Genomic DNA, 20926 nt, shown 5'->3' on the forward strand with positions numbered 1-20926 from the left:
TATTAGCTTATATATTTCTTAACCTAACTATCAATGTTTTATAGCTGTATACTACTAATAATTAAACCTCTTGGCATAATGATTGCCTTACCGGTGTGAACAATAATAACAAATGTTCAATAACATATTACAATTATGAAAATTATAAAATTATCAATAGCAGCAATAATATTAGCCTGCTCATTCCAGGCTGCAAGTGCGCAAGTTAGAGTTGGTGTAAGACTTGGTACCCCTCCTCCGCGCCGTGAAGTAGTTGTTGAAAGACCAGTACAACGCGAAGTGATTGTTGATCGTGGCCATTCACGTAGAAGGTATTACAGACAAGGTTACAGAAGGCCGGTAGTTGTTACTCGTGGCTACAACCGTCATGACCGTGTTGTTGATAGAAGACATTATTAACATAAAAAAGCCCCTCAATTGCGGGGCTTTTTTATGTTCTATTTTTTTTAAAAAAATCTTGCAGCGCCTGTTGTGTAAACTCAGATAATACCAATTTTCCGCTAATTGCAGCACGTTCATTCAGTAGCTCGTCCCAGCTTTCAGTCCCTTCCCATAATATTTGCTTCAATCCGGTTAACGCTTCGGGATGATAAGAGGCCAGTTTCTGCGACAAAGTATTTAAAGCCTCGTCCATATCGTTTATGTTAGTATATACCTCGTTATAAAGTCCTTTTTCTTTTGCCCAATGCGCCGTTTGAAAATCAATAGCGCGGATAGTTAATTGAGAAAATGCAGGCAAACCTATTTTACGCATCACCGCCGGCGAGATAACAAATGGACCAATACCGATAGCCAATTCGCTTAATTTAATAGATGCAGCTTCGGTAGCCAGGCAATAGTCGGCTGCGGCAGCCAGGCCCACACCTCCGCCTACAGCTTTGCCCTGCACACGGGCAATTATAATTTTTGGCGATTTTCGGCAGGCATTAATCACTCTTGCAAAGCCCGAGAAAAATAGGGTGCCCGCTTCTTTATCTTTTATTTGCAATAGCTCATCAAAACTTGCGCCGGCACAAAAGGTGCGTTCTCCCTCGCTTTTTAGCACGATTACCCGCGTTTTTTCATCGGCACCGGCTTTGTTAATTGTAGCAGTCAGTTCATCCAATAAAGCGGCAGGCAAAGAATTTTGTGCCGGGTGGTAAAAGCTGATAGTAGCAACGCCGGTATCGCTGATAGTAAGGGTTATATTTCCGTTTGGGTTATCAGGCATGGGTTATTTAACTAATGTAGATTTAAACAATATCAGAAGTATTTAACATACCTGCAATTTTTTAGCTGGAATTTAATAAATTAGCTCCTAATCATTTTTATGATAACAATAGAAACCGTACGCCAAATTGCCTTAGCCTTACCCGGCACAGTGGAATATGACCATTTTGGCAAACCGGCATTTAAAGCTAATAACCGCATATTTGCTACCATTTGGGTACCAGAACAGCGTGTAATGGTTAAACTATCACCTATTGATCAATCTGTATTTTCTGCATTTAACCCGGCTGTTATTTATCCGGTGCCTAATAAATGGGGATTGCAGGGCTGTACCTTTTTTGAATTAAAAGAAGTACGCCGAGATATGTTAGCGGATGCCTTAACCACCGCGTGGCAAGCAGTTACTGCAAAAAAAACAACTAAAAAAAACACAAATAAACTACTATGAGCGCACCAAACTTTGAATTTGTACCACCGGCAATTTTGCAAAAATTAGCTGCAATGAACCGTTACACCCTGCTTATTTTAACCAAAGGCGAAAACTATGACCATGAGGACACCCGCAAAATAATACAAAGCGAGCACCTGCCCTATACTTTTAAGCTGCGCGAAGAAGGAAAGCTTTTACTAACCATGCCTGTAAATGATGATACAACTATACGGGCAATAGGCATATATGCATCAACTGATAAAGCCGAAGTTGAGGAAATGGTTAAACAAGACCCGGCAATAATAAAAGGAGTATTTACTTATGAATTATTAAGTACAGTAGGTTTAAAAGGCGACACATTGATATAGCATTATATATTATGGTAAAAAATAAAATGAAAGCTCCTTATATGGCCTTTTTAGCAATCATTGTATGGTTTGCTTTGGGTCTTCAGTTCTATATTTCAACCGTAAAATATATGGCAGATGGCCGCACATTTGGCGGTGCCATTGTACAGCTATTAAGCTATTTCACCATTCAAAATAATATATTGATAGCATTGTCGCTTACGGTAATTTTGTTATGCCCCACATCTGTATGGGCAAAATTCTTTTCAAGATTTGAAACGTTAGCCGCTATGGTTCTTTATATAACTATAGTGGGTTTAGTTTATCAATTAATATTAAGGCAACAGGGTACCAAATACGGTTTGTTTAAATTAGCCGATGAAATATTCCACTCGGTTAGTCCTGTATTGTTTATTTTATTCTGGCTCTTTTTTATACCCAAAGGTAACCTGCAATGGAGCAAAGCGTTTACCTGGCTTATCTACCCGTTAATCTACCTGATTTATATCCTTATCCGTGGCGCTGTCTCAGGCTTTTATCCTTATAATTTTATTGATGCCAACCTTATCAGTTATCAACAAATGGCTATCAACGCTGTGTTGCTTTTATTTGCGTTTTTAGCTGTCGGTACATTTTTTATTGCTATTGACCGGTTCCTAAAAAAAGAAACAATTCTGCACCATCATATAAAATAATAAATATAAAATGTTAAATTTTTCTGTATTGGCATGGTCTTTATAATATATAAGGCAAATAAAACTCAATGCTATGAAAAAGTATGTTATAAAAATGGTTGCGCTGTTGGTATTTGCCTCAGTAACCATTACAAGCTGTTCCCTTGAATACCGTCAGCGCAGAATGCATGGACATGATAATGACCAGGGCCGTGGTAATGACCGCAGTCGTGACCATGATAATAATAACAACAATGACCATCACTATGATAACGCGCATCGTTATTAATACGTTAAATTAATACATTGCAAAACTCCCGCTAATAGCGGGAGTTTTGTATTTATAATGAGCCGCCGTATTGAGTTAAATTTTACGCTCTAATTACCTTTCCTTTTATAAATTGCACTCTTTTATATTTACCCGATGCACAGAGGTGGCTTTTTAACTTTTTTTGTAATAATTGCGGCAATAGGTATGCTGTTTGACTGGTATGTTTTTACAGGCCTAAAAACTTTTACCAACGATTGGCACTCGCAACGTTTGCGGCAGGTGGTGCTTTATGGTTTCCTGCTTGTTTCGGTTGGGGTAACACTTTTGTTTTTGCTGGGTTTTGGCAGCTTTAGTACCGCAAGGGGCATGACACCATTCCATGAGTGGATGCTTAGCCTTTTCTTAACATTTTTTATTACCAAGATATTTTTTGTGCTCGTACTATTTTTGGGCGATGCCGGACGATTATTTGTTGGGATATTTAATACCGTAAACAAAACTCAGGATCAGGTAAGCCATTCTTATTTTCCGGGCCGGCGTAAATTTATTAGTGAGTTGGCCATATTGGTTGCCGCGTTTCCATTCTTCGGCTTTTTTTATGCCATGTTTAGGGGTAAGTATGATTATAAGGTGCATCGCCAAACATTATACTATGATGACCTGCCTGATGCTTTCGATGGTTTCACTATTACCCAGTTATCTGATATTCACTCGGGCAGTTTTGATAATGTGGATGCTATGCAGCGGGGCATTGACCTTGCACAATCGCAAAAAAGCGACTTGTTTGTTTTTACCGGCGACCTGGTTAACAACGCCGCCTGGGAGATAGAACAGTATATTGGCAATTTTAGCAAGCTAAGAGCACCATACGGGCAGTTTTCTATATTGGGTAATCATGACTATGGCGATTATATCCATTGGGACAGTGAGCAGGAAAAGGCCGCCAACCTGGATAAGTTAAAACAACATCATAAAGATTTAGGGTACCGCCTGCTGCTGGATGAAAATATGGTGATTGAAAAAGATGGGCAGAAAATATCATTGATAGGCGTGCAAAACTGGGGTAAAGGCTTTATAAAAGTTGGCAATTTAGATAAGGCCCTTCAAGGTGTAGATCAAAACGCATTTAAAGTATTGCTATCGCATGACCCTACCCATTGGGAGGAGCAGGTGCGTTATAACCCGGCGAATATTCATTTAACACTTTCTGGCCATACACACGGCGCACAGTTTGGTGTGGAGGTTGCAGGGTTTAGGTGGAGCCCGGTGCAATACCGCTATTTAGACTGGGCCGGGTTGGTAAACGAAAAGAACCGCTACCTGTATGTAAACCGCGGCTTTGGTTTCCTGGCATTTTCTGGCAGATTAGGGATTTGGCCCGAGATAACAGTTATTACCTTAAAGAAGAAAACAGCCTGATATATTAAGGCGTTGCGCTTGCAGCAATAAACCTATACCCGTTAAATATTATTACTGTACATGTACACCTTGGTACACTGAAAATTGTAATTGTCTGAAAATAACTATGTTAAATCACTGATAAATAAACCAATTATTAAGCAGAAGGCGCATGCTTAATATGGTTAAGTGGATTGCCATTTAAGTGGTTAATATATTGCAATGGACGAGTTCAATAATATTTTAAACAAAACTTGTATTTGCGGCTTGTATTAATATAAATGCAATAAGCTAATGGAAAATAAACTCGTAAAATATAACCCAAATCAAAATAAAGCCGATACCTGGAGGCATAACTGGGAAGTTATGAAGCCTTTTGTATACTTTGGCTTTAAAGCGATGACTTTAATAGCCGGCGCACTAATAGGTATTATTAAATTGTTACCATCATTGCTTGAACAGCATAAACACATCGGGCATAAAAAGGATGACAGGGTAATTAAGATATAGGTTGCCCACAGATTGTTTGAAGCATCTGCTAACATATAAAATGCTATTTAGGCAAATACTTCCGCTTTAAAAGCTACCTTTGCCCCCCACGCATGGAAGAAAGAAAATATTTAACAACCTGGAGAAGATACATACCGGTTATACGTTTGCATCTTAAAAGAAGCCTTACCGAAGAGCAAAGCTTTAAATTAAACATTACAGATTTTGAATCAGCGGGCGATCGCGGCAAATCAGGCTACACGTTTAACATCACAATGGAAAACGGCAAGGTAACCAACAACATCAGCGGCTCGGCAGTAGCCCGCGATCTTTTCGAGGCCCTAAAAACAGACGATACTATAAAAAGTATGCTGCAAGACAAAAGCATAAAAATAAGTGTTGGCAAATCATTTTTATTAAGTATAAAAACAAGCCATATATCGGCCTATAAAGAGGCCTAAAAATATTTTTTTTAACTAAAAACCCGATCAAAAAAATTGACCGGGTTTTTTATTGGGTTCATAATTTTTAAAGCAATGTGGTTTATTATGCATACATTTAAAACAAACAGGTACCTTTAGGTATTATAACTAAACCTATTAAAATAATAACATTGGCTATCACACAAGCTCATATTACCTTCGTTAATGGCTAAAGCAATCGAAGAGGATACATCAATTAATCAGTTTCCGGTCGTTGGTATCGGTGCCTCGGCTGGGGGTTTAGAAGCCGTGCGTTCATTTCTGAAAGCATTACCGGCTAAACCGGGTATGGCATTTGTTTTTATTCAGCATTTAAGCCCCAAACATGAAAGTATTTTACCCGGCCTGCTTCAAAAGATAACCCCCTTTCCTGTTCATCAAATTACTGATAATATACACTTAGAGGTTAATAATTTATACATCATTCCGGAAAATAAAACAGTAACCGCTACTGATGGTATACTAAAGCTTGCACCGTTAGATAAGAAAGCTAAAAGAGGAAATACCATTGATCTTTTCTTTTCGTCGTTAGGTGTTGTGCATCAAAGTTATGCCGTTGGGGTGATATTATCAGGTGCATTAAATGACGGCACAGTTGGTTTGCAGGTTATCAAATCATACGGTGGCTTAACCTTTGCCCAGGATGAAGGATCGGCAGCGTTTGATAGCATGCCCAAAAGCGCTATTGAGGCAGGCGTGGTTGATTTTGTACTACCGCCCGAAGAAATTGCTAAACATCTTATCAATATTAATCACCCTTTTACAGATTATTCATCTGCAGAAATAACAAATACCGTCCCTCAACAGGATAATGAAACCTTTAAACAAATATTAACCGTACTGCGTGTGCGCAGGGGTGTTGATTTTACTTATTATAAAAAAAGCACGCTAAAACGCCGCATAATCAGGCGGATGGCACTCATTAAAAAAGAAAAGCCGCTTGATTATCTTTCATTTCTTCGCGAAAACAAAAGCGAGCAGGATGCTTTATATAATGATATGCTGATATCGGTCACTAACTTTTTTCGTGATCCGCAAAGTTTTGAAATTTTATGTAATACGATATTTCCAAGATTATTAAGAAATAAAACGGATGCTGAGCCATTAAGAATATGGGTAGCCGGCTGCGCAACAGGCGAGGAAGCCTATTCTATGGCTATATGTTTGCAGGAGCAGTTGGGCGATAAGACCGCTGCCATAAAAATACAGATCTTCGCTACTGATATTTCTGAAACCGCCATAGCCAAAGCGCGTAGCGGTGTTTATCGCCCAACAGAATTGGTGGGTATTTCACCCTCGCGGCTGCAACAATTTTTTACCAAATTGGATGGTAACTACCAGGTAAGCAAAACCATACGGGATATGTGTGTATTTGCACACCATAATTTATTAAAAGATCCGCCTTTTTCAAAGATGGATTTGGTTAGCTGCCGCAATGTGTTAATATACCTGGAACCTGTTCTGCAAAAAAGGGCCTTAACTACTTTTCATTACTCATTAAATGAAGATGGTTACCTGATGCTGGGCAAATCAGAAACCATTGGCAGCAATACAGATATTTTTACTACATATAATAGTACCGAAAAATTATACCATAGAAAAGGCCCGTTAGGGCGGTTTATGACTGTTAGTTCGCCGGGCAGGGAGCAAACCTTCCGTGATATTGATAAAAATGTTCAAAAAGAAAACACAAGCAGTGATATTTTTAAAATGGCTGATGAAGCCATACTTGCCAATTTTATGCCCGCCGGTGTGTTGATAAATGAAAAGTTTGATATTGTACAGTTTCGTGGTTCAACAGAAACGTGGTTAACGCCGCCAACTGGTAAGCCAAGTTTTAACCTGTTAAAAATGGCACGCGAGGGGTTAGGATTTGAATTGCGTAACATGCTGCACATGGCTAAAAAAACAAATTTACCCATACGTAAGTTCGGTATGTTTTTCAAGGTAAATGAGCTACAGCATTTTGTTAATATACAAATTTTAAGGCTTATAAATGCAGCCGACGAGCACTATTTGGTCATCTTCCAGCCTGCTTCATCCACCGGTATCCAGCCTGTAATGTTTGAGACCGGCCACACTGTTGAAGACAAGCACTACAATGCGTCGGAGATGCGTATTGAACAACTGGAAAGAGAACTTATACAAGCCAGGGCCGATATGCGGGTAGTATCTGAGGAACAGGAAACTGCCAATGAAGAGCTGCAAAGCGCTAATGAAGAACTGCTTTCGGGCAGCGAAGAATTACAAAGCCTTAATGAAGAACTGGAAACTTCCAAAGAGGAGCTGCAAAGTACTAACGAAGAGATCATAATTGTCAATAAGGAATTGTTAAACAGGAATGAGCAGTTAAATGACACGCGTTTATATGCAGAAGGCATTGTAAGCACCATCCGCGACCCATTAATTATCCTGGATAAAGAATTACGCATAAAACGTGTCACCGGTGGTTTTTATACAAAATTCAAGCTTACCGAAGAAGAAACAGAAGGTTCTTACATATATGAGCTGGGAAACCGGCAATGGGATATCCCCGAGCTAAGAGAATTGCTGGAAGATGTATTGCCTGCAAAAAAGGCATTAGCAGATGTTGAAGTTACCCAGGTATTTCCGGCTATAGGCAAAAGAATTTTGTGCCTTAATGCACGCGAAATTGATAATATAAACGGCGAGAAACTCATTTTACTGTCCATTGAGGACATTACTGCTAAGCGTAAAATAGAGGATGGATTGGTTGAGGTAGAACGTTTATTAAGCGAAAGTAAGGAACGGTTAAAATTCGCCGTTGATTCGGCAGGATTAGGCACCTGGGATTACGATCCTCAAATAAAAGAATTAATATGGGACAAACGGTGCAAAGAAATATTTAATCTGGCAGTCAATAGTTCGGTTGGTATAGAAGATTTTTTTGAGCTGATCCATGCCGAAGACCGGGAACGCGTTAAAAATAGCATCAATGTTACCTTAAATAATAAAGACTCCGGAGAATTTGATATAGAGTTTCGTACCATAGCTTTTAATGATAGGAGTAAATGGTTAAAGGCTAAGGGACGAGCCTATTTTAATGAAGAAGGTAAGGCTATACGGTTTATTGGCACTTTATTAGATATTACGGTTCAAAAACTAATTGATGAGGCTACCCGTGACCTGTTAAATAAAAAGGATGAATTCATCAGCATTGCCAGCCATGAGTTAAAAACGCCTATCACCAGTTTAAAAGCTGCCCTGCAAATGATAGAACGCATAGCTATGCATAAGGAGGAGATGAAACCCGTGCAAGGTTTTGTACAAAAAGGCATTAAACAGGTTGACAAACTAATTGAATTAATAAAAGACCTTTTAGAGGTTACTAAAATACAAACCGGAAAACTTGAACTAAAGAAAACCAAGTTTTTATTGGATGAACTTATAGCTGAATGCCGTGACGACTTGCAGGTACAATCCGAAAACCATAAGCTTATTATTGAAGGTGAAACAAATCTTTCCATTTACGCCGATAGGAACCGTATTGAACAAGTTATTGTAAATCTTATATCAAATGCCGTTAAATATTCGCCCGACGGTAAGAAGGTTATTATTAAAGTTACAAAAATGGATAATGCTGTAAAAGTGGCTATCACAGACTTTGGCATTGGTATACTAAAAGATAAACTGGAATTTCTGTTTGACCGCTTTTACCGGGTTGATGATGAATCACAAAGGTATTCAGGACTGGGCCTTGGGCTTTATATTTCGGCAGAGATAGTAAGGCGCCATCAAGGTAATATTGGTGTTGAAAGCACCAGCGGCACAGGATCAACCTTTTGGTTTACTATTCCTGATGCTTAGCTACCAGATCTCTAATTTTCATTGAACAAAAAAGGCAGACATCCAATTCGCAGTCCGTCATTAATAAACAGGTAAATGCCTGTTTATTGCTTAATTTTTTGTGCCTGTATATAGCATCAAACCTTCAAAAAACTTATTATTACACTTTATTTGACGAATGAAAAATAAAGACAAGCTATTTTATTTACTACTGTTTGTTTTGGCATTGGCTGTTAATGTGGCCGGCATAAATGTTAAATTTTTCACCGATGACCCGGCCCTGTATGCATCCATAGCCAAAAACCTTATATATAAAAAGGATTTTTTTGAGCTGTTTACCTATAATTACGACTGGCTGGATAAACCGCACTTCCCTTTCTGGATGGCGATGTTAAGCTTTAAGGTATTTGGTATTAGCGTTTGGGCGTACAGGCTGCCTGCGCTGGTTTTCTTTTTGCTTAGCGCCGGGTATACTTATTTATTTACCCGCAAATATTATGACAGCGAAACAGCTGCCATCGCAGTATTAATATTGATGACAGCGCAATACATCATCATGTCTAACACTGATGTACGCGCCGAGCCTTACTTGATGGCGTTGGTAATAGGCAGTATTTACCATATAGCTTGTTTGGAAGAGCGCTTTACATTTAAAGACCTGTTGCTGGCTGCACTGCTTACCGCTTGTGCTATCATGACCAAGGGCATATTTGTAATAGTGGCCATATATGGCAGTTTACTGGGCCAGCTTATTTTTAGAAAAAAGGTTCCCGGCCTGTTTAGTATTAGGTTTATAGGGCTGTATTTATTGACCGTTTTATTTACCCTACCAGAGTTTTATGCCCTATATTTACAATTTGATCTGCACCCCGAAAAGCTTGTTTTTGAGCGACATAATGTATCGGGTATTAAATGGTTTTTATGGGATAGCCAATTTGGGCGCTTCGTAAACAGCGGGCCAATAAGCAGGAATAAAGGTAGTGATATCACCTTTTATTTACACACCTTGCTATGGGCTTTTGCACCATGGTGCCTGTTGTTTTATTATGCCGTTTATAAGCGTTTCCGCGATATTTTTAAAAGGGTTAGACTTCCAGAATATTACGCTCTAAGCGGAGGCTTGTTATTGTTAATTTTGTTTTCTTTATCCGGCTTCCAGCTGCCTTTTTATACCAATACGGTTTTTCCGTTGTTTGCTGTAATTACGGCGCCGTTTTGCTACAAGCAGTTATCAAACATAGGCCTTAAATTCAGATTGGTAAGTCAATGGGTATATATCACGCTACTAACGCTTATTGTATTTGTTATCAACTTCTTTTTAAAGCCGGCCAGCTATGTATTTTTTATTGTTGATTGCGGCGCGTTTATCCTGTTGGTATCATTAATAAATAACCGTGTAAAAGAAGGATATAAAAAAACTTTCTTTTTAAGCTGTGCAGCTGCCCTATTTGCTAACTTTTACCTTGTTACAGTACTGTATCCGGTTATAGCAACTTATAACGGGCAAAATGCCGCAGCGGCTTATGTTAACCAACAACAGTTTAACCAATACCATATTTACACTGCCCGTACAGAAAACAACGTGTTCCAGTTTGAGTGTAAAAAGCCCATTGACTATTTACCTGTAGAAAAATTTAAAAACTTTAGTGCAACAGAAAAAGCTGTGTTTTATATGAGCCAATATTCTTTAAATTATCTGATAAATAATCATATCCCTTACCGGGTACTGCAATCGTTCCAAAACTACTCGCAGGAAAGGATATTGCCTGAGTTTATAAACAGCGCAACACGAAACAAGGTATTGGACAAGGTTTATTTGATAACTAAATAAAACATTGTAATAATAACGAGTGCTGATATTTTTCTATCTACTCGCCTCCGCCATTTATCATATCAGATACTATCCCTTTGCTGTCTTTTCTTTCGGCTAAGTAAACACCGGCTAAATGTATTGCAATAAAGCCTAGTATAATATACATGCAAAAGCCATGTACATCTTTAACTGAATTCCTGATTGATTTATAGGGCGCAAAGAAATCTTCGAATGCCAGGAATAACCCGGTTATAGCCATTATAATGAGCAATAAATAAAAAATAGCATATATGGTTTTAACCACCAGTTCATGCCTTGCCAGTTCTCTTTGTTTTTTAATTATATAGTAATCTTTATACGCGCTCTTGATTTTTCTGATAAATTTCTGATCGGCTAACTGGAAAAACTCTAAAACCAGGCGAAACACTAACAAGGCTACCAGCGCGTAGCCAAAATATATATGTATTCCCCATACATTATCGCTCATGGCATGTGCTACAGAACCAGCTTGCTTGTCGGTAACTACTGAACCTGCTTTTTGCAGTTCGCCTTTCATAAATGCAGCACTTGACCGATCATCAAGAATGGTTGAATTTATAAGCACGGTTAGCAACGAACCTGTAATTACAACAGCATTTAGCCAATGCCAAAGACGTAATGAAGACGAATATGTTTTTATTTGATCTGGTTTATCAATGTCTATTTTAACTGGTTCTATAACGCTCATATATAATATTTAAACTGTAACAAAGTTGATAGCTATTTTTGAATTTATTATGTCTATTTCAAACTTATTGATAGATATTGTAGCAATTTTGTAGCAATAGCCTTTCTTCATATTGGCTACAGAATTTAACTGTAATTTTATATAACTTAAAAGTTGCAACAATGTTTAAAAACTTACTTTTTATTACTTTACTATTTGCATTTACAGCTGTTAAAGCGCAAGATAATTACGAAATACAGGTATATGGATCTGAAACCGTTGAACCGGGGCGTACTATGCTTGAACTGCATAGCAATTATACTTTTAATGGCAGTAAAACCATTGAAGACGGCGTTTTACCAACCAACCATGTTTTCCACGAAACTATTGAAATAACGCACGGCTGGACACCCTGGTTTGAAACCGGTTTTTACTTTTTTAATACTTTAGGAAGCGACGGACGCAGCGCCTATGTGGGTTCGCATATACGCCCGCGCGTAGCAGCACCCGTGGCATGGAATTGGCCGGTAGGTGTTAGTGTATCATTCGAGGTTGGTTTCCAAAAAGCTGCTTATGATGCCAATACAGCCTCGTTAGAGATAAGACCAATTATTGATAAAAAATGGGGTGGGTTATACGTTTCTCTAAATCCAACTCTGGACAAAAGTTTTGTCGGTCCCGAATCAACTCAAGGCTTTATCTTTTCACCAAATATAAAAATGAGCTATGATATTAGTAAAGCTATAGCGTTAGGGCCGGAATATTATGGGAGTACAGGACCATTCTTCCATTACTACAGTGCAACAAATCAACAGCATCAAATATTTTTAGCTACAGATTTGAATGTTAGCCCAAACTGGGAATTTAATGCCGGATATGGCTGGGGACTTACAAACAGTACAAGCAAATCTATATTTAAAGTAATTTTAGGGAGGCGGTTTTAACCAAAACAGAGGAAGTTGATAATTGGAAAAGATTATACAGAACCTTCTCCTTTTGAGAGGGACAAGATGAGACTTTACACTTTCTCTTTTTCCCAATAAATAGTATCGAAAAACATCTTGTTTTTTATAGCAACTTCGGCTTTTATTTTTTCTAATTCTGTTTTAACATCATCTTCGCTATGTTCGCCTTTTACAGTATAGTGATAAATTACGTTGCCGGTTTTACTGTTAATAAATTTATAATGTTGGTCTGTGGCTTCCATAGATACTTTTCCTGTATAGACTTAATAACAATTAATAAAGCTAAATAGTTTACTCTTTATCGTCCTTTATATTATAAACCAGAACAACCACTAACGCACCTAATAAAGAGATCAATCCAAACGACCATCTTAAACCGGCTGCCTGCGCGATAAAGCCTATAAATGGGGGCACTATTAAGAAACCCAAATAACCAATGGAAGATATAGAAGCCAATGCTGTGCCGCTACTCATGGTGGTTGATTTACCCGCCATTTGGAACACCATAGGCACTATGCATGATACCCCCAAGCCAACCAATATAAACCCAAACCCGGCAGTAAGTTGAAATGGGAACAATACAGATAACAGTAATCCGCTAAAAATAAATATGCCGCTAAATCTTAGCAGGTTTTTAATTCCAACGCGGTTTACTGCAAAATCGCCCACAAAACGACCAATCGTCATGGCTATCATATAAACCACAAACCCCGCGGTTGCACCAGCTTTAGTTACATGTATCACTTTTTCAAAATAAATACCGCTCCAATCATACATCGTGTTTTCGCAAGCCATTGAAGCAAAGCAGATAAGCGAAAATGTTATTAATGATTTTTCTGGAAGGGTAAACAACTTTTTCTTTGGCTGAGGTACAGGTGCTGCATAAATAGTTCCTTTAATAAACCAGAGTGTAAATACAACAAGCAGTATACTTACACCTAATAAATGATAGGCTGTGCCAATATTATAATATACCATAAAGTACCCCACAGCAGCCCCTCCAAAGCCTGCCATACTCCATATACCATGAAAGGTTGCCATGATAGATTTATTGTACAAAGCCTGCACGCCTACCGCCTGCGCATTGGTTGATATGTTAAACAAATTACGCGATACCCCAAAGCAAAACAACGCCAATACCAATTGCCATATAGTTACACTAAACCCAATCAAAGCTAATACAACACTAAAAAACAAGCAGCCAAAAAACATAATGCGCCTGCTGCTATATTTACTTAATAAGTGGCCCGTTACAGGCAAGGTAAGTATCAACCCGATAGGCATGGCAAATAACATACCGCCTAATTGCGCTTCGTTTAAATGTAACTGGTGTTGTATAGTGGGTATTCGCGATGCCCATGAGGCATAGCCAAAGCCTGAGAGAAAGAAAAAAACGGCATTGGCAGTACGCAACTATTTAGGAGTACGGGGAGCAGTTATTTTATTAGACGGTATCAAGTTTCAAATTTAAGCCAAATACAGTTTTAAATAAGGTAAATACTTAACTTTTTTAAGGTGATGAGGGCCTTAAATATAAAAAGCTGAGGATATACAAGCATATAAGTCCTAATAAAAACCCGGCAGTAACGTCTGTGAACCAATGGGCGCCCAAATAAATGCGTGAAAATGGGATGGAAAAGATCAATAACAAACTTATTGTGGAAACCAGTATCCTTAAATATTTAGGGATTGTTTTAATTTTATACATCAATAAGGTTAAAAAGCCAAAAAATATTACATAAAAAAGCACATGCCCGCTTGGGAAGCTTTGTTGTTGGGTTTTAACTATAATTCTTACTAATGGCTCTGAGGGCCTGGGGCGGTTTATTAATAATTTAATAGCCGAGCTTATTAATCCGGATATTAAGGTAAGTACCAGAAATAATGCTTCCTTTTTGTACTTAAATATTAAAAATATTAATGCTGTGCCTAATACCATAATTGGTGCATATGGCATGTAACCAAGCAGGCTTATGGCTTTCATGGATGTATCCAGGAACGGATATTGGTGTTCCTGCACTTCGGCAGAAAATTCCCTGTCTATAAAAGAAGAAGGAAAAAAACATACAAACACAGTAAGTAAAATAAATCCCAGGGTTATAAATCCCAGCACATACTGTATAATATGTTTTTTTCGCTTATCTAATTGCATTAAAGATTAGTCCTTTTTTATAAAGTTACCTTTCTCATCAAATATCAAATCGCCGCCTTTTATTTCGGCTTCAAACATTGTCTTTCCGGCGGCATCAGTTACTTTACCGGCTTCCTTTATTTTTGCGCCTTTGTACTTTGCAGCAACATAAGGTGCAATGTTTTTGGGTAACTCGCTAATTGGTATAGCTTTAACAATTTCAACAAATGCACCAGCCGGAGTAAATACTACAGAGTTATCCTCGCCCGATTTACCACCCCAATTAGCCTCGTAATTGCCTTTTTCTTTTTCCCAGCTTACTTTAGCTGCCTCGGGATATTTACTCATCAATGCAGATTTAACTACCTGAGGAACATCCTTACTTTTTAAATCCTGTGCTACAACACTACCGGTTGCAATCAGGGCAATGCCCATTACTAATACCTTTTTCATAATCTTGATTTTTTATTCAAGTTATAATTGTATTCTGTAGTAAACTTGTTCAATTTTTGTATTAAAGTTGTACAAGTTCAAATAAACGTTTTAATTTTCGGGTGGTGCCTGTAAATTATTGCCATTATCATCTTTTTCCTTTTCTTTATCTTTTTTAAATTCAAGCTTTCCAAATTTGTAGCTTAAACTTATCCCGAATGTACGAAAAGGTACCTGGCGCAAACTAGATTGATTGAAGTTTGTTCCTGCTGTGGTCGCCCATTGATTTACGTATTTGGTAAACGGATCTGTAGTAGTAAAACCTATGCTTGCTTTCTTATTAAGAAGCTCCTTACGAAAAGCGAAATTATAGGAGAAAAATGAAGGCCGGGTTCCTTGTATAGTTCTTTGCGATGAATTATAATTACCAAACACCTCGGCAATCAAATCATGGCCAAACTGGTAGGTTGTATTTAAGTTGAGCCTATAAGTAAATCCGCTAACATTTGGGCTACCTGGGTTACTGGTTATCCTGTCAGCAAACATAGAGTTTAAACGCAAGTTAAGTTTATCTGTTACCGGTACCGAGCCAAACAGGCTAAGGCCTTCTGTGGTTTCTGTTCCGATATTATAACGTTGATTTAAAAACACATTTGTATATTTAGTTCCACCCACATTTAATGTATCATACTGGGTGGTATATGTTTGTATATCATTGGTATTATAACGGTAAAAAACAGCGACATAGAAATTTGCACCGCTATTGTATGATTTATTATAGCCCAACTCATAATTATGCCCTATTTCGGGCTTTAAGTTGGGATTACCTGTAGTTATGTTATGCGGATCGCTGATGTTATAAAATGGATTAAGATCGCCATAATCAGGGCGCTCAATACGATAGCTATAACTTAGCTTAATAGATTGCGACGGGTCAAATTTATGCGATATAACAGCAGAGGGTGCTAACGTATTATAGCCCGGAATATTTGCCCCTGGAAAATCAGAAGTAGTTTTGGTATACTCATCCCTTAAGCCGGCTTTTGCATTTATAAAATTATTAAACAATGAAAACTGGGTTGATAAATAATAGGCATATACGTTACGCTGATAATTAAACCCATAAGTTTGATTGGCATTTGGTATAAATCCGCCTGCCGAAAGTGTATCGGTAGCAACATTATTATTTATAGTTTCAAAAACACCTTTAGCGCCAGTTTCTATTATAAACGTTTTACTAAGAGGATGTGTATAATCAATAGAAATATCTGTTTCTTTATCCTTGCCGGGATTATTACTCATGGCACCGCTTGAAGGGTACACGCCTGATGAATAATCCTGCTGTTGAAAAGAATAAGCCGTATTTTTGCTTTGACTGGTTGTATATAAAATATCTAATTCCTGGCCCTCTGTTTTAAAGGTCTTCTTGTAATCAAGGCTATAATCAATTGAATTTGCATTAAATTTACTATTTGAATTACGTAAAGAAGGAAGATCAGAAAGCAGGTTGTTGGTAGTAAGTCCACTTGTTGTTTGATCCTGGTTGGTTAAGCCATTATAATGATTATCAAAATGATTAAAACCAACGGCAGCTGTTAAATCATCATACTTAGTAATACTCCAATTTAAACTCAAACCCGATTTGTACCCTCCTCTTACAAATGCAGTACTGCCATTTTGGTACAAATGAGTTAATGTACCTGCGTTATTATCAGTAGTAAAACGGTTATTGGTATTAACAGTGGTGCTGTTTATTTGCTGGTTGCCACCAAAAAAAGCATTTACACCAAAGTTTCCTTTACGGGCATTTATGTTCATTGATGCATTATCTAACCGTGTACCGGCCGAAAGATTGATGTTACCATTAACACCCTCTACTTTACTTTCTTTTAAAATTATATTAATAATACCGCCGGTACCGTTTGCATCATATTTTGCACCGGGACTTGTTATTACTTCTATACTTTTTATCTGGCTGGCTGGTATTGATTGTAAAGCATCGGCAAGGCTGGCGCCAAAAATGCTTGATGGCTTACCATTAATTAAAAACCTGATATTGGCATTTCCCTGCAACTCCACATTACCGTCTATATCAACTGTTACCTGCGGCACTTTCTTTAATATATCCAAAGCCGCTCCACCTTGCGATGTAAGATCATTAGCGGCATTATAAACCATTTTGTCTATTTGATTATCAACAGTTGGGGTCTTGCCTACAATGGTTACCGTTTGCAGCTCGTTTTGCACCGGGGCAAGCAATAATGTATTTAAAGATACAATAGCAGTGGCATTACTAATAATAACATGATCTATAGTGTTAGCCTTATAACCCATAAATTCCACCTTTATGGTATATTCACCATTAGCAATATTATTGATTGAAAAACTACCCTTGTCATCAGATACTGAACCACTAAAGGGGCTGGCTACTCCGGTTTTAAAAATACTTATAGTAGCATATTCAACAGGCTGTTTAGTTGAAGCATCAATAACTTTACCGGTAATTTTGCCATTATTTTGTGCTTTAGCTGTAACAAAAGAAACAATTAAAAAAATAGCAATACAAATTCTTTTCATAAATAATTCTAGCATAATTCTACAAAAGTACGTGTCAATGCTGAATTAAATTAGAATTTTTAGCTTGGTAATAAAATCAATACAATTGGCCGGGCCAATTATAAGCAGCTACAATGGTTGTTTTAAAAAATTAATACAAATGTTCCGCCAATAATAAGCAGCGCAGCAATGGTTGTTTTTAAAGTAAGCGTTTCGCCCAAAAACACTGCTGCTAAAACAATAGCCAGGGCTACACTCAGTTTATCAACAGGTGCTACCTGCGAGACCTCACCCAATTGCAGGGCTTTAAAATAACATATCCATGACAGGCCCGTAGCACAGCCGGAGAGGATAAGGAACGTCCAGTTTTGTTTGGTCAAACTGCCAATTGTGTCATTGCTTCCTTTAACAAATACAATTGTCCATGCCAATATAATAACAACCACTGTACGTATAGCCGTAGCCAGATCTGTATCAACTCCTTTGATACCGATTTTTGCAAAAATAGCCGTAAGGGCCGCGAAAAGTGCTGATAGTAAAGCATATATCCACCACATAATAATATTTTATCTAAACATTTCTATAAAAGTCTATAACAAATCTGTATAAAACTTGTTGCATTCCATACAACTTTAATACAGATTTATAATTTACTATTGCAGAATAAATATCTATATGCTTTTACGAATGAAGTGGTTTTTTTGCATTATTATTTTTATCAGCTCCTATTCAGTTTCGCTGGCACAAACTTATTCATTAGACCATTATTTGGATATCGCGCAAAAAAACAGCCCGTTGTTAAGAGATATACACAACCAGGTAGGTTTAAGTAAATTAGATAGTTTAAGATTAAGGGCCAGCAATAACTTCCAGGTAAATGCATCAACTGCGGGCTTGTTTGCGCCGGTTATAAACGGATTTGGATATTCGGGTGCCATTACCAATGTACAAACTTTTAATGCTTTATTAGGAGTAAGCAAAACAATAATCGGCCGTGGTAATTTAAACACCCAATACGCGGCTATTCAATTACAAAGAGATTCGCTTATAGCGTTGTCTCGTATTTCTGAGCAGGACCTGAGGAAATCAATAATCGCGCAATATATCACCGCCTATGGAAGTGCGCAACAATTAAAATTTATTAGCGAAACCATTGAATTGCTTAACCAGGAAGAGGCAATACTTAAAAAACTAACACGCGCAAATGTATACAGGCAAAGTGATTACCTGGCATTTGTTGTAACATTAAAGCAACAACAATTACAATTACTACAAGCATCCCTGCAATATAAAAATGATTATGCGACTCTTAATTATTTGACGGGGATTGCTGATACTTCTATGGCGCAATTGAGCGAACCAGCCATTCAAAAAACACAAACTCCGCAAATTTCAAGCAGTATATTTTATCAAAAATTTAAGCTGGATAGCTTAAGGTTGATCAACAGTCACCGGTTAATTGATTTCAGCTACAAGCCAAAAATAAACGTATTTGGTGATGCCGGCTTTAATTCAGATTTTACCGGGCAGGAATATAAAAACTTTGGTACAAGTGTGGGCTTTAACATTATTGTACCTATATATGATGGGGGGCAGCGCAAATTACTGCATCAACGGCTTGCCATAGAAGAAGACTCTAGATTAAGTTATAAATCGTTTTTTGATGTACAATACCGGCAGCAAATAGCGCAGCTAAATCAGCAAATAAATGAGAGCGATAAAATACTAAACCAAGTATATGAACAGATAAAGTATACAGAAAGTTTAATAAAAGTAGACACCCAACTTTTACAAACCGGCGACCTTAAAATAGCCGATCTGATACTGGCTGTAAATAATTATCTTACTGCAAAAAACCTGCTTACTCAAACTACTATAAGCAGGCTGCAACTCATTAATCAGTTAAATTACTGGAACAAATAATAATCATGAAAATATTGAGTGAAACCTATCCCCGCATTAAGCCTGTATACTTTGTATTAAGTTTGTTAATATTGCTGGCGGCCTGTAAGGGCAGTGATACCGCAGCTGCAGGAGATGATGCAAAAGTTGAGGCCATAACCCCTGTTACCGTAACTACTGTTAATGACAGTACAATGGTTGATTATACCAATCTGAATGCTACCTCCTCTTTCCTTCAACGAAATATTGTTAAGGCCAATGCCAATGGCTATATACAAAATGTACGTATACAAATAGGGCATTATGTAAATAAAGGCGAAGTATTATTCACCATTAAAACCAAGGAAGCTCAAAGCATTGGCAACACCATTAATATTTTAGATACTACTTTTAAATTTACTGGGGTCAATAAAATTAAAGCGTCTGAACATGGCTATGTAACCCAATTAAACCATCAAAATGGCGATTACGTGCAGGATGGTGAACAGTTAGCAGTAATAAGCGACCGGGCGAGCTTTGTTTTTGTAATGCAACTGCCTTATGAACTGCGATCGACCGTAAAAAGCAACCAGGATGTACAGCTTACCTTACCCGACGGAAGAAAGATAAATGGCAGGGTCTCCTCATTTATGCCAACGGTTGATACGGCAGCACAAACGCAAGGTGTTGTTATAAAAACAAATGCTGATAATACCATTCCCGAAAATTTGGTGGCTAAGGCCCGGATAGTACGTTCACTAAAACAAAACACGCAATCGTTACCCAAAACAGCGGTATTAGCTAATGAAACACAAACAGATTTTTGGGTGATGAAATTAATAAACCCTACAACTGCTGTTAAAACACCGGTAAAAAAAGGTATAGAAAGCGGCGATTATGTGGAAATATTATCCCCTAAATTCACAGCACAGGATAAAATTATTATTACCGGCAACTACGGGTTGGCAGATACAGCTAAAGTTAAAATTATAAAATGACACCTAAAACAACAGATACAAAGGTAAGTAAGGTAGAAAACCTATTTGTTTTTTACAGGAAACCGCTAATGCTTGTTTTAGCCCTTATTTTAATGGGGGGCATATTTGCTTATACCAAGCTGCAAACATCACTTTTTCCTGAAATAACGTTTCCTAAAATAAAGATCATTGCCGATGCGGGCTTACAACCTGTAAACAAAATGATGATCACCATAACAAAGCCATTAGAAAATGCTATAAAACAAATACCCAACTTGCAAATGGTGCGTAGTACCACCAGCCGTGGCAGCGCAGAAATATCTGCCTATATGGATTGGAGCGCTGATATAGATCTGAG

At 37.7% G+C, this 20926-nt stretch carries 22 protein-coding genes; 14 read left to right on the forward strand and 8 right to left on the reverse strand.

The features are described 5' to 3' along the window. Positions 1 to 135 precede the first annotated feature (135 nt). Complete coding sequence (locus tag JWP71_RS12330) at positions 136 to 399, forward strand: hypothetical protein (protein ID WP_299500350.1); 264 nt, start codon at positions 136 to 138, stop codon at positions 397 to 399. Between the two features lie 31 nt (positions 400 to 430). Here JWP71_RS12330 and JWP71_RS12335 read toward each other — a convergent pair whose 3' ends face one another. After that, entirely contained in the window at positions 431 to 1210 is a 780-nt protein-coding gene (locus JWP71_RS12335) for an enoyl-CoA hydratase/isomerase family protein (RefSeq protein WP_299500352.1), read from the reverse strand. A gap of 99 nt (positions 1211 to 1309) precedes the next feature. On the opposite strand from JWP71_RS12335, the gene JWP71_RS12340 reads away from it, so the two are divergent. From JWP71_RS12340 to JWP71_RS12380, 9 genes are all read left to right on the forward strand, one after another. Continuing rightward, positions 1310 to 1657 carry an MmcQ/YjbR family DNA-binding protein gene (locus JWP71_RS12340; RefSeq protein WP_299500354.1) on the forward strand — a complete coding sequence of 116 codons (348 nt, stop codon included), beginning with the start codon at positions 1310 to 1312 and terminating at the stop codon, positions 1655 to 1657. Beyond that, positions 1654 to 2007 (forward strand): YciI family protein, encoded by a 354-nt coding sequence (locus JWP71_RS12345; RefSeq protein ID WP_299500357.1) that lies wholly within the window; start codon positions 1654 to 1656, stop codon positions 2005 to 2007. The genes JWP71_RS12340 and JWP71_RS12345 overlap by 4 nt, the downstream gene beginning before the upstream one ends. 26 nt (positions 2008 to 2033) lie before the next feature. Further along, a complete protein-coding gene (locus JWP71_RS12350; protein ID WP_299500359.1) occupies positions 2034 to 2681 on the forward strand; it encodes a Pr6Pr family membrane protein in 648 nt (215 codons plus the stop codon). A gap of 73 nt (positions 2682 to 2754) precedes the next feature. Beyond that, positions 2755 to 2949, forward strand: a complete 195-nt coding sequence (locus tag JWP71_RS12355; RefSeq protein WP_299500361.1) for a hypothetical protein — start codon at positions 2755 to 2757, stop codon at positions 2947 to 2949. 135 nt (positions 2950 to 3084) lie between these two features. Continuing rightward, complete coding sequence (locus JWP71_RS12360) at positions 3085 to 4350, forward strand: metallophosphoesterase (protein ID WP_299500363.1); 1266 nt, start codon at positions 3085 to 3087, stop codon at positions 4348 to 4350. A 273-nt stretch (positions 4351 to 4623) separates the two neighbouring features. Further along, on the forward strand, positions 4624 to 4839 hold the full coding sequence (locus tag JWP71_RS12365) for a hypothetical protein (RefSeq protein ID WP_299500366.1): 216 nt from the start codon (positions 4624 to 4626) through the stop codon (positions 4837 to 4839). Positions 4840 to 4931: 92 nt separating this feature from the next. Beyond that, positions 4932 to 5279: a hypothetical protein gene (locus JWP71_RS12370; protein ID WP_299500369.1), complete on the forward strand. Its 348-nt coding sequence runs from the start codon at positions 4932 to 4934 to the stop codon at positions 5277 to 5279. 186 nt (positions 5280 to 5465) lie between these two features. Beyond that, positions 5466 to 9128: a CheR family methyltransferase gene (locus JWP71_RS12375; protein ID WP_299500372.1), complete on the forward strand. Its 3663-nt coding sequence runs from the start codon at positions 5466 to 5468 to the stop codon at positions 9126 to 9128. Between the two features lie 157 nt (positions 9129 to 9285). Beyond that, on the forward strand, positions 9286 to 10938 hold the full coding sequence (locus JWP71_RS12380; protein ID WP_299500375.1) for a glycosyltransferase family 39 protein: 1653 nt from the start codon (positions 9286 to 9288) through the stop codon (positions 10936 to 10938). A 37-nt stretch (positions 10939 to 10975) separates the two neighbouring features. Here JWP71_RS12380 and JWP71_RS12385 read toward each other — a convergent pair whose 3' ends face one another. Then, a complete protein-coding gene (locus tag JWP71_RS12385) occupies positions 10976 to 11647 on the reverse strand; it encodes a cytochrome b/b6 domain-containing protein (protein ID WP_299500377.1) in 672 nt (223 codons plus the stop codon). A 161-nt stretch (positions 11648 to 11808) separates the two neighbouring features. Between JWP71_RS12385 and JWP71_RS12390 the strand changes: the two genes are divergently transcribed. After that, complete coding sequence (locus JWP71_RS12390; RefSeq protein ID WP_299500380.1) at positions 11809 to 12570, forward strand: hypothetical protein; 762 nt, start codon at positions 11809 to 11811, stop codon at positions 12568 to 12570. A 74-nt stretch (positions 12571 to 12644) separates the two neighbouring features. On the opposite strand, the gene JWP71_RS12395 is transcribed toward JWP71_RS12390, so the two are convergent. The 6 genes from JWP71_RS12395 to JWP71_RS12420 form a co-directional block, all read right to left on the reverse strand. Then, positions 12645 to 12833, reverse strand: coding sequence for a hypothetical protein (locus JWP71_RS12395; protein WP_299500382.1), 189 nt, complete (start codon positions 12831 to 12833; stop codon positions 12645 to 12647). Positions 12834 to 12882: 49 nt separating this feature from the next. Continuing rightward, entirely contained in the window at positions 12883 to 14004 is a 1122-nt protein-coding gene (locus JWP71_RS12400; RefSeq protein WP_299500385.1) for an MFS transporter, read from the reverse strand. A gap of 97 nt (positions 14005 to 14101) precedes the next feature. Further along, on the reverse strand, positions 14102 to 14743 hold the full coding sequence (locus JWP71_RS12405) for a phosphatase PAP2 family protein (protein ID WP_299500388.1): 642 nt from the start codon (positions 14741 to 14743) through the stop codon (positions 14102 to 14104). Between the two features lie 6 nt (positions 14744 to 14749). Then, positions 14750 to 15175, reverse strand: coding sequence for a PepSY-like domain-containing protein (locus JWP71_RS12410; RefSeq protein WP_299500391.1), 426 nt, complete (start codon positions 15173 to 15175; stop codon positions 14750 to 14752). Between the two features lie 90 nt (positions 15176 to 15265). Then, positions 15266 to 17731 (reverse strand): TonB-dependent receptor, encoded by a 2466-nt coding sequence (locus tag JWP71_RS12415; protein WP_299500394.1) that lies wholly within the window; start codon positions 17729 to 17731, stop codon positions 15266 to 15268. Positions 17732 to 17853: 122 nt separating this feature from the next. Continuing rightward, complete coding sequence (locus JWP71_RS12420) at positions 17854 to 18267, reverse strand: EamA family transporter (RefSeq protein ID WP_299500397.1); 414 nt, start codon at positions 18265 to 18267, stop codon at positions 17854 to 17856. 130 nt (positions 18268 to 18397) lie between these two features. Between JWP71_RS12420 and JWP71_RS12425 the strand changes: the two genes are divergently transcribed. The 3 genes from JWP71_RS12425 to JWP71_RS12435 form a co-directional block, all read left to right on the forward strand. Next, positions 18398 to 19633 carry a TolC family protein gene (locus tag JWP71_RS12425; RefSeq protein ID WP_299500400.1) on the forward strand — a complete coding sequence of 412 codons (1236 nt, stop codon included), beginning with the start codon at positions 18398 to 18400 and terminating at the stop codon, positions 19631 to 19633. Positions 19634 to 19638: 5 nt separating this feature from the next. Next, the gene (locus tag JWP71_RS12430; RefSeq protein ID WP_299500402.1) at positions 19639 to 20589 is read left to right on the forward strand and encodes an efflux RND transporter periplasmic adaptor subunit; all 951 of its coding nucleotides are present in this window, start codon (positions 19639 to 19641) and stop codon (positions 20587 to 20589) included. Continuing rightward, positions 20586 to 20926 (forward strand): efflux RND transporter permease subunit (locus JWP71_RS12435; protein ID WP_299500405.1); only part of this gene is annotated, 341 nt, incomplete at its 3' end. The genes JWP71_RS12430 and JWP71_RS12435, both read left to right, overlap by 4 nt.

The organism is Mucilaginibacter sp., from assembly GCF_028287845.1.
Classification (GTDB): Bacteria; Bacteroidota; Bacteroidia; order Sphingobacteriales; family Sphingobacteriaceae; genus Mucilaginibacter.

Bases quoted from the DNA above. Each gene is read 5' to 3' on its own strand.
- JWP71_RS12390 (WP_299500380.1), top strand. From the start codon at position 11,809: ATGTTTAAAAACTTACTTTTTATTACTTTACTATTTGCATTTACAGCT.
- JWP71_RS12335 (WP_299500352.1), bottom strand. From the start codon at position 1,210: ATGCCTGATAACCCAAACGGAAATATAACCCTTACTATCAGCGATACC.
- JWP71_RS12380 (WP_299500375.1), top strand. From the start codon at position 9,286: ATGAAAAATAAAGACAAGCTATTTTATTTACTACTGTTTGTTTTGGCA.
- JWP71_RS12340 (WP_299500354.1), top strand. From the start codon at position 1,310: ATGATAACAATAGAAACCGTACGCCAAATTGCCTTAGCCTTACCCGGC.
- JWP71_RS12370 (WP_299500369.1), top strand. From the start codon at position 4,932: ATGGAAGAAAGAAAATATTTAACAACCTGGAGAAGATACATACCGGTT.
- JWP71_RS12410 (WP_299500391.1), bottom strand. From the start codon at position 15,175: ATGAAAAAGGTATTAGTAATGGGCATTGCCCTGATTGCAACCGGTAGT.
- JWP71_RS12365 (WP_299500366.1), top strand. From the start codon at position 4,624: ATGGAAAATAAACTCGTAAAATATAACCCAAATCAAAATAAAGCCGAT.
- JWP71_RS12350 (WP_299500359.1), top strand. From the start codon at position 2,034: ATGAAAGCTCCTTATATGGCCTTTTTAGCAATCATTGTATGGTTTGCT.
- JWP71_RS12430 (WP_299500402.1), top strand. From the start codon at position 19,639: ATGAAAATATTGAGTGAAACCTATCCCCGCATTAAGCCTGTATACTTT.
- JWP71_RS12395 (WP_299500382.1), bottom strand. From the start codon at position 12,833: ATGGAAGCCACAGACCAACATTATAAATTTATTAACAGTAAAACCGGC.
- JWP71_RS12355 (WP_299500361.1), top strand. From the start codon at position 2,755: ATGAAAAAGTATGTTATAAAAATGGTTGCGCTGTTGGTATTTGCCTCA.
- JWP71_RS12330 (WP_299500350.1), top strand. From the start codon at position 136: ATGAAAATTATAAAATTATCAATAGCAGCAATAATATTAGCCTGCTCA.
- JWP71_RS12425 (WP_299500400.1), top strand. From the start codon at position 18,398: ATGAAGTGGTTTTTTTGCATTATTATTTTTATCAGCTCCTATTCAGTT.
- JWP71_RS12375 (WP_299500372.1), top strand. From the start codon at position 5,466: ATGGCTAAAGCAATCGAAGAGGATACATCAATTAATCAGTTTCCGGTC.
- JWP71_RS12420 (WP_299500397.1), bottom strand. From the start codon at position 18,267: ATGTGGTGGATATATGCTTTACTATCAGCACTTTTCGCGGCCCTTACG.
- JWP71_RS12405 (WP_299500388.1), bottom strand. From the start codon at position 14,743: ATGCAATTAGATAAGCGAAAAAAACATATTATACAGTATGTGCTGGGA.
- JWP71_RS12385 (WP_299500377.1), bottom strand. From the start codon at position 11,647: ATGAGCGTTATAGAACCAGTTAAAATAGACATTGATAAACCAGATCAA.
- JWP71_RS12345 (WP_299500357.1), top strand. From the start codon at position 1,654: ATGAGCGCACCAAACTTTGAATTTGTACCACCGGCAATTTTGCAAAAA.
- JWP71_RS12415 (WP_299500394.1), bottom strand. From the start codon at position 17,731: ATGAAAAGAATTTGTATTGCTATTTTTTTAATTGTTTCTTTTGTTACA.
- JWP71_RS12360 (WP_299500363.1), top strand. From the start codon at position 3,085: ATGCACAGAGGTGGCTTTTTAACTTTTTTTGTAATAATTGCGGCAATA.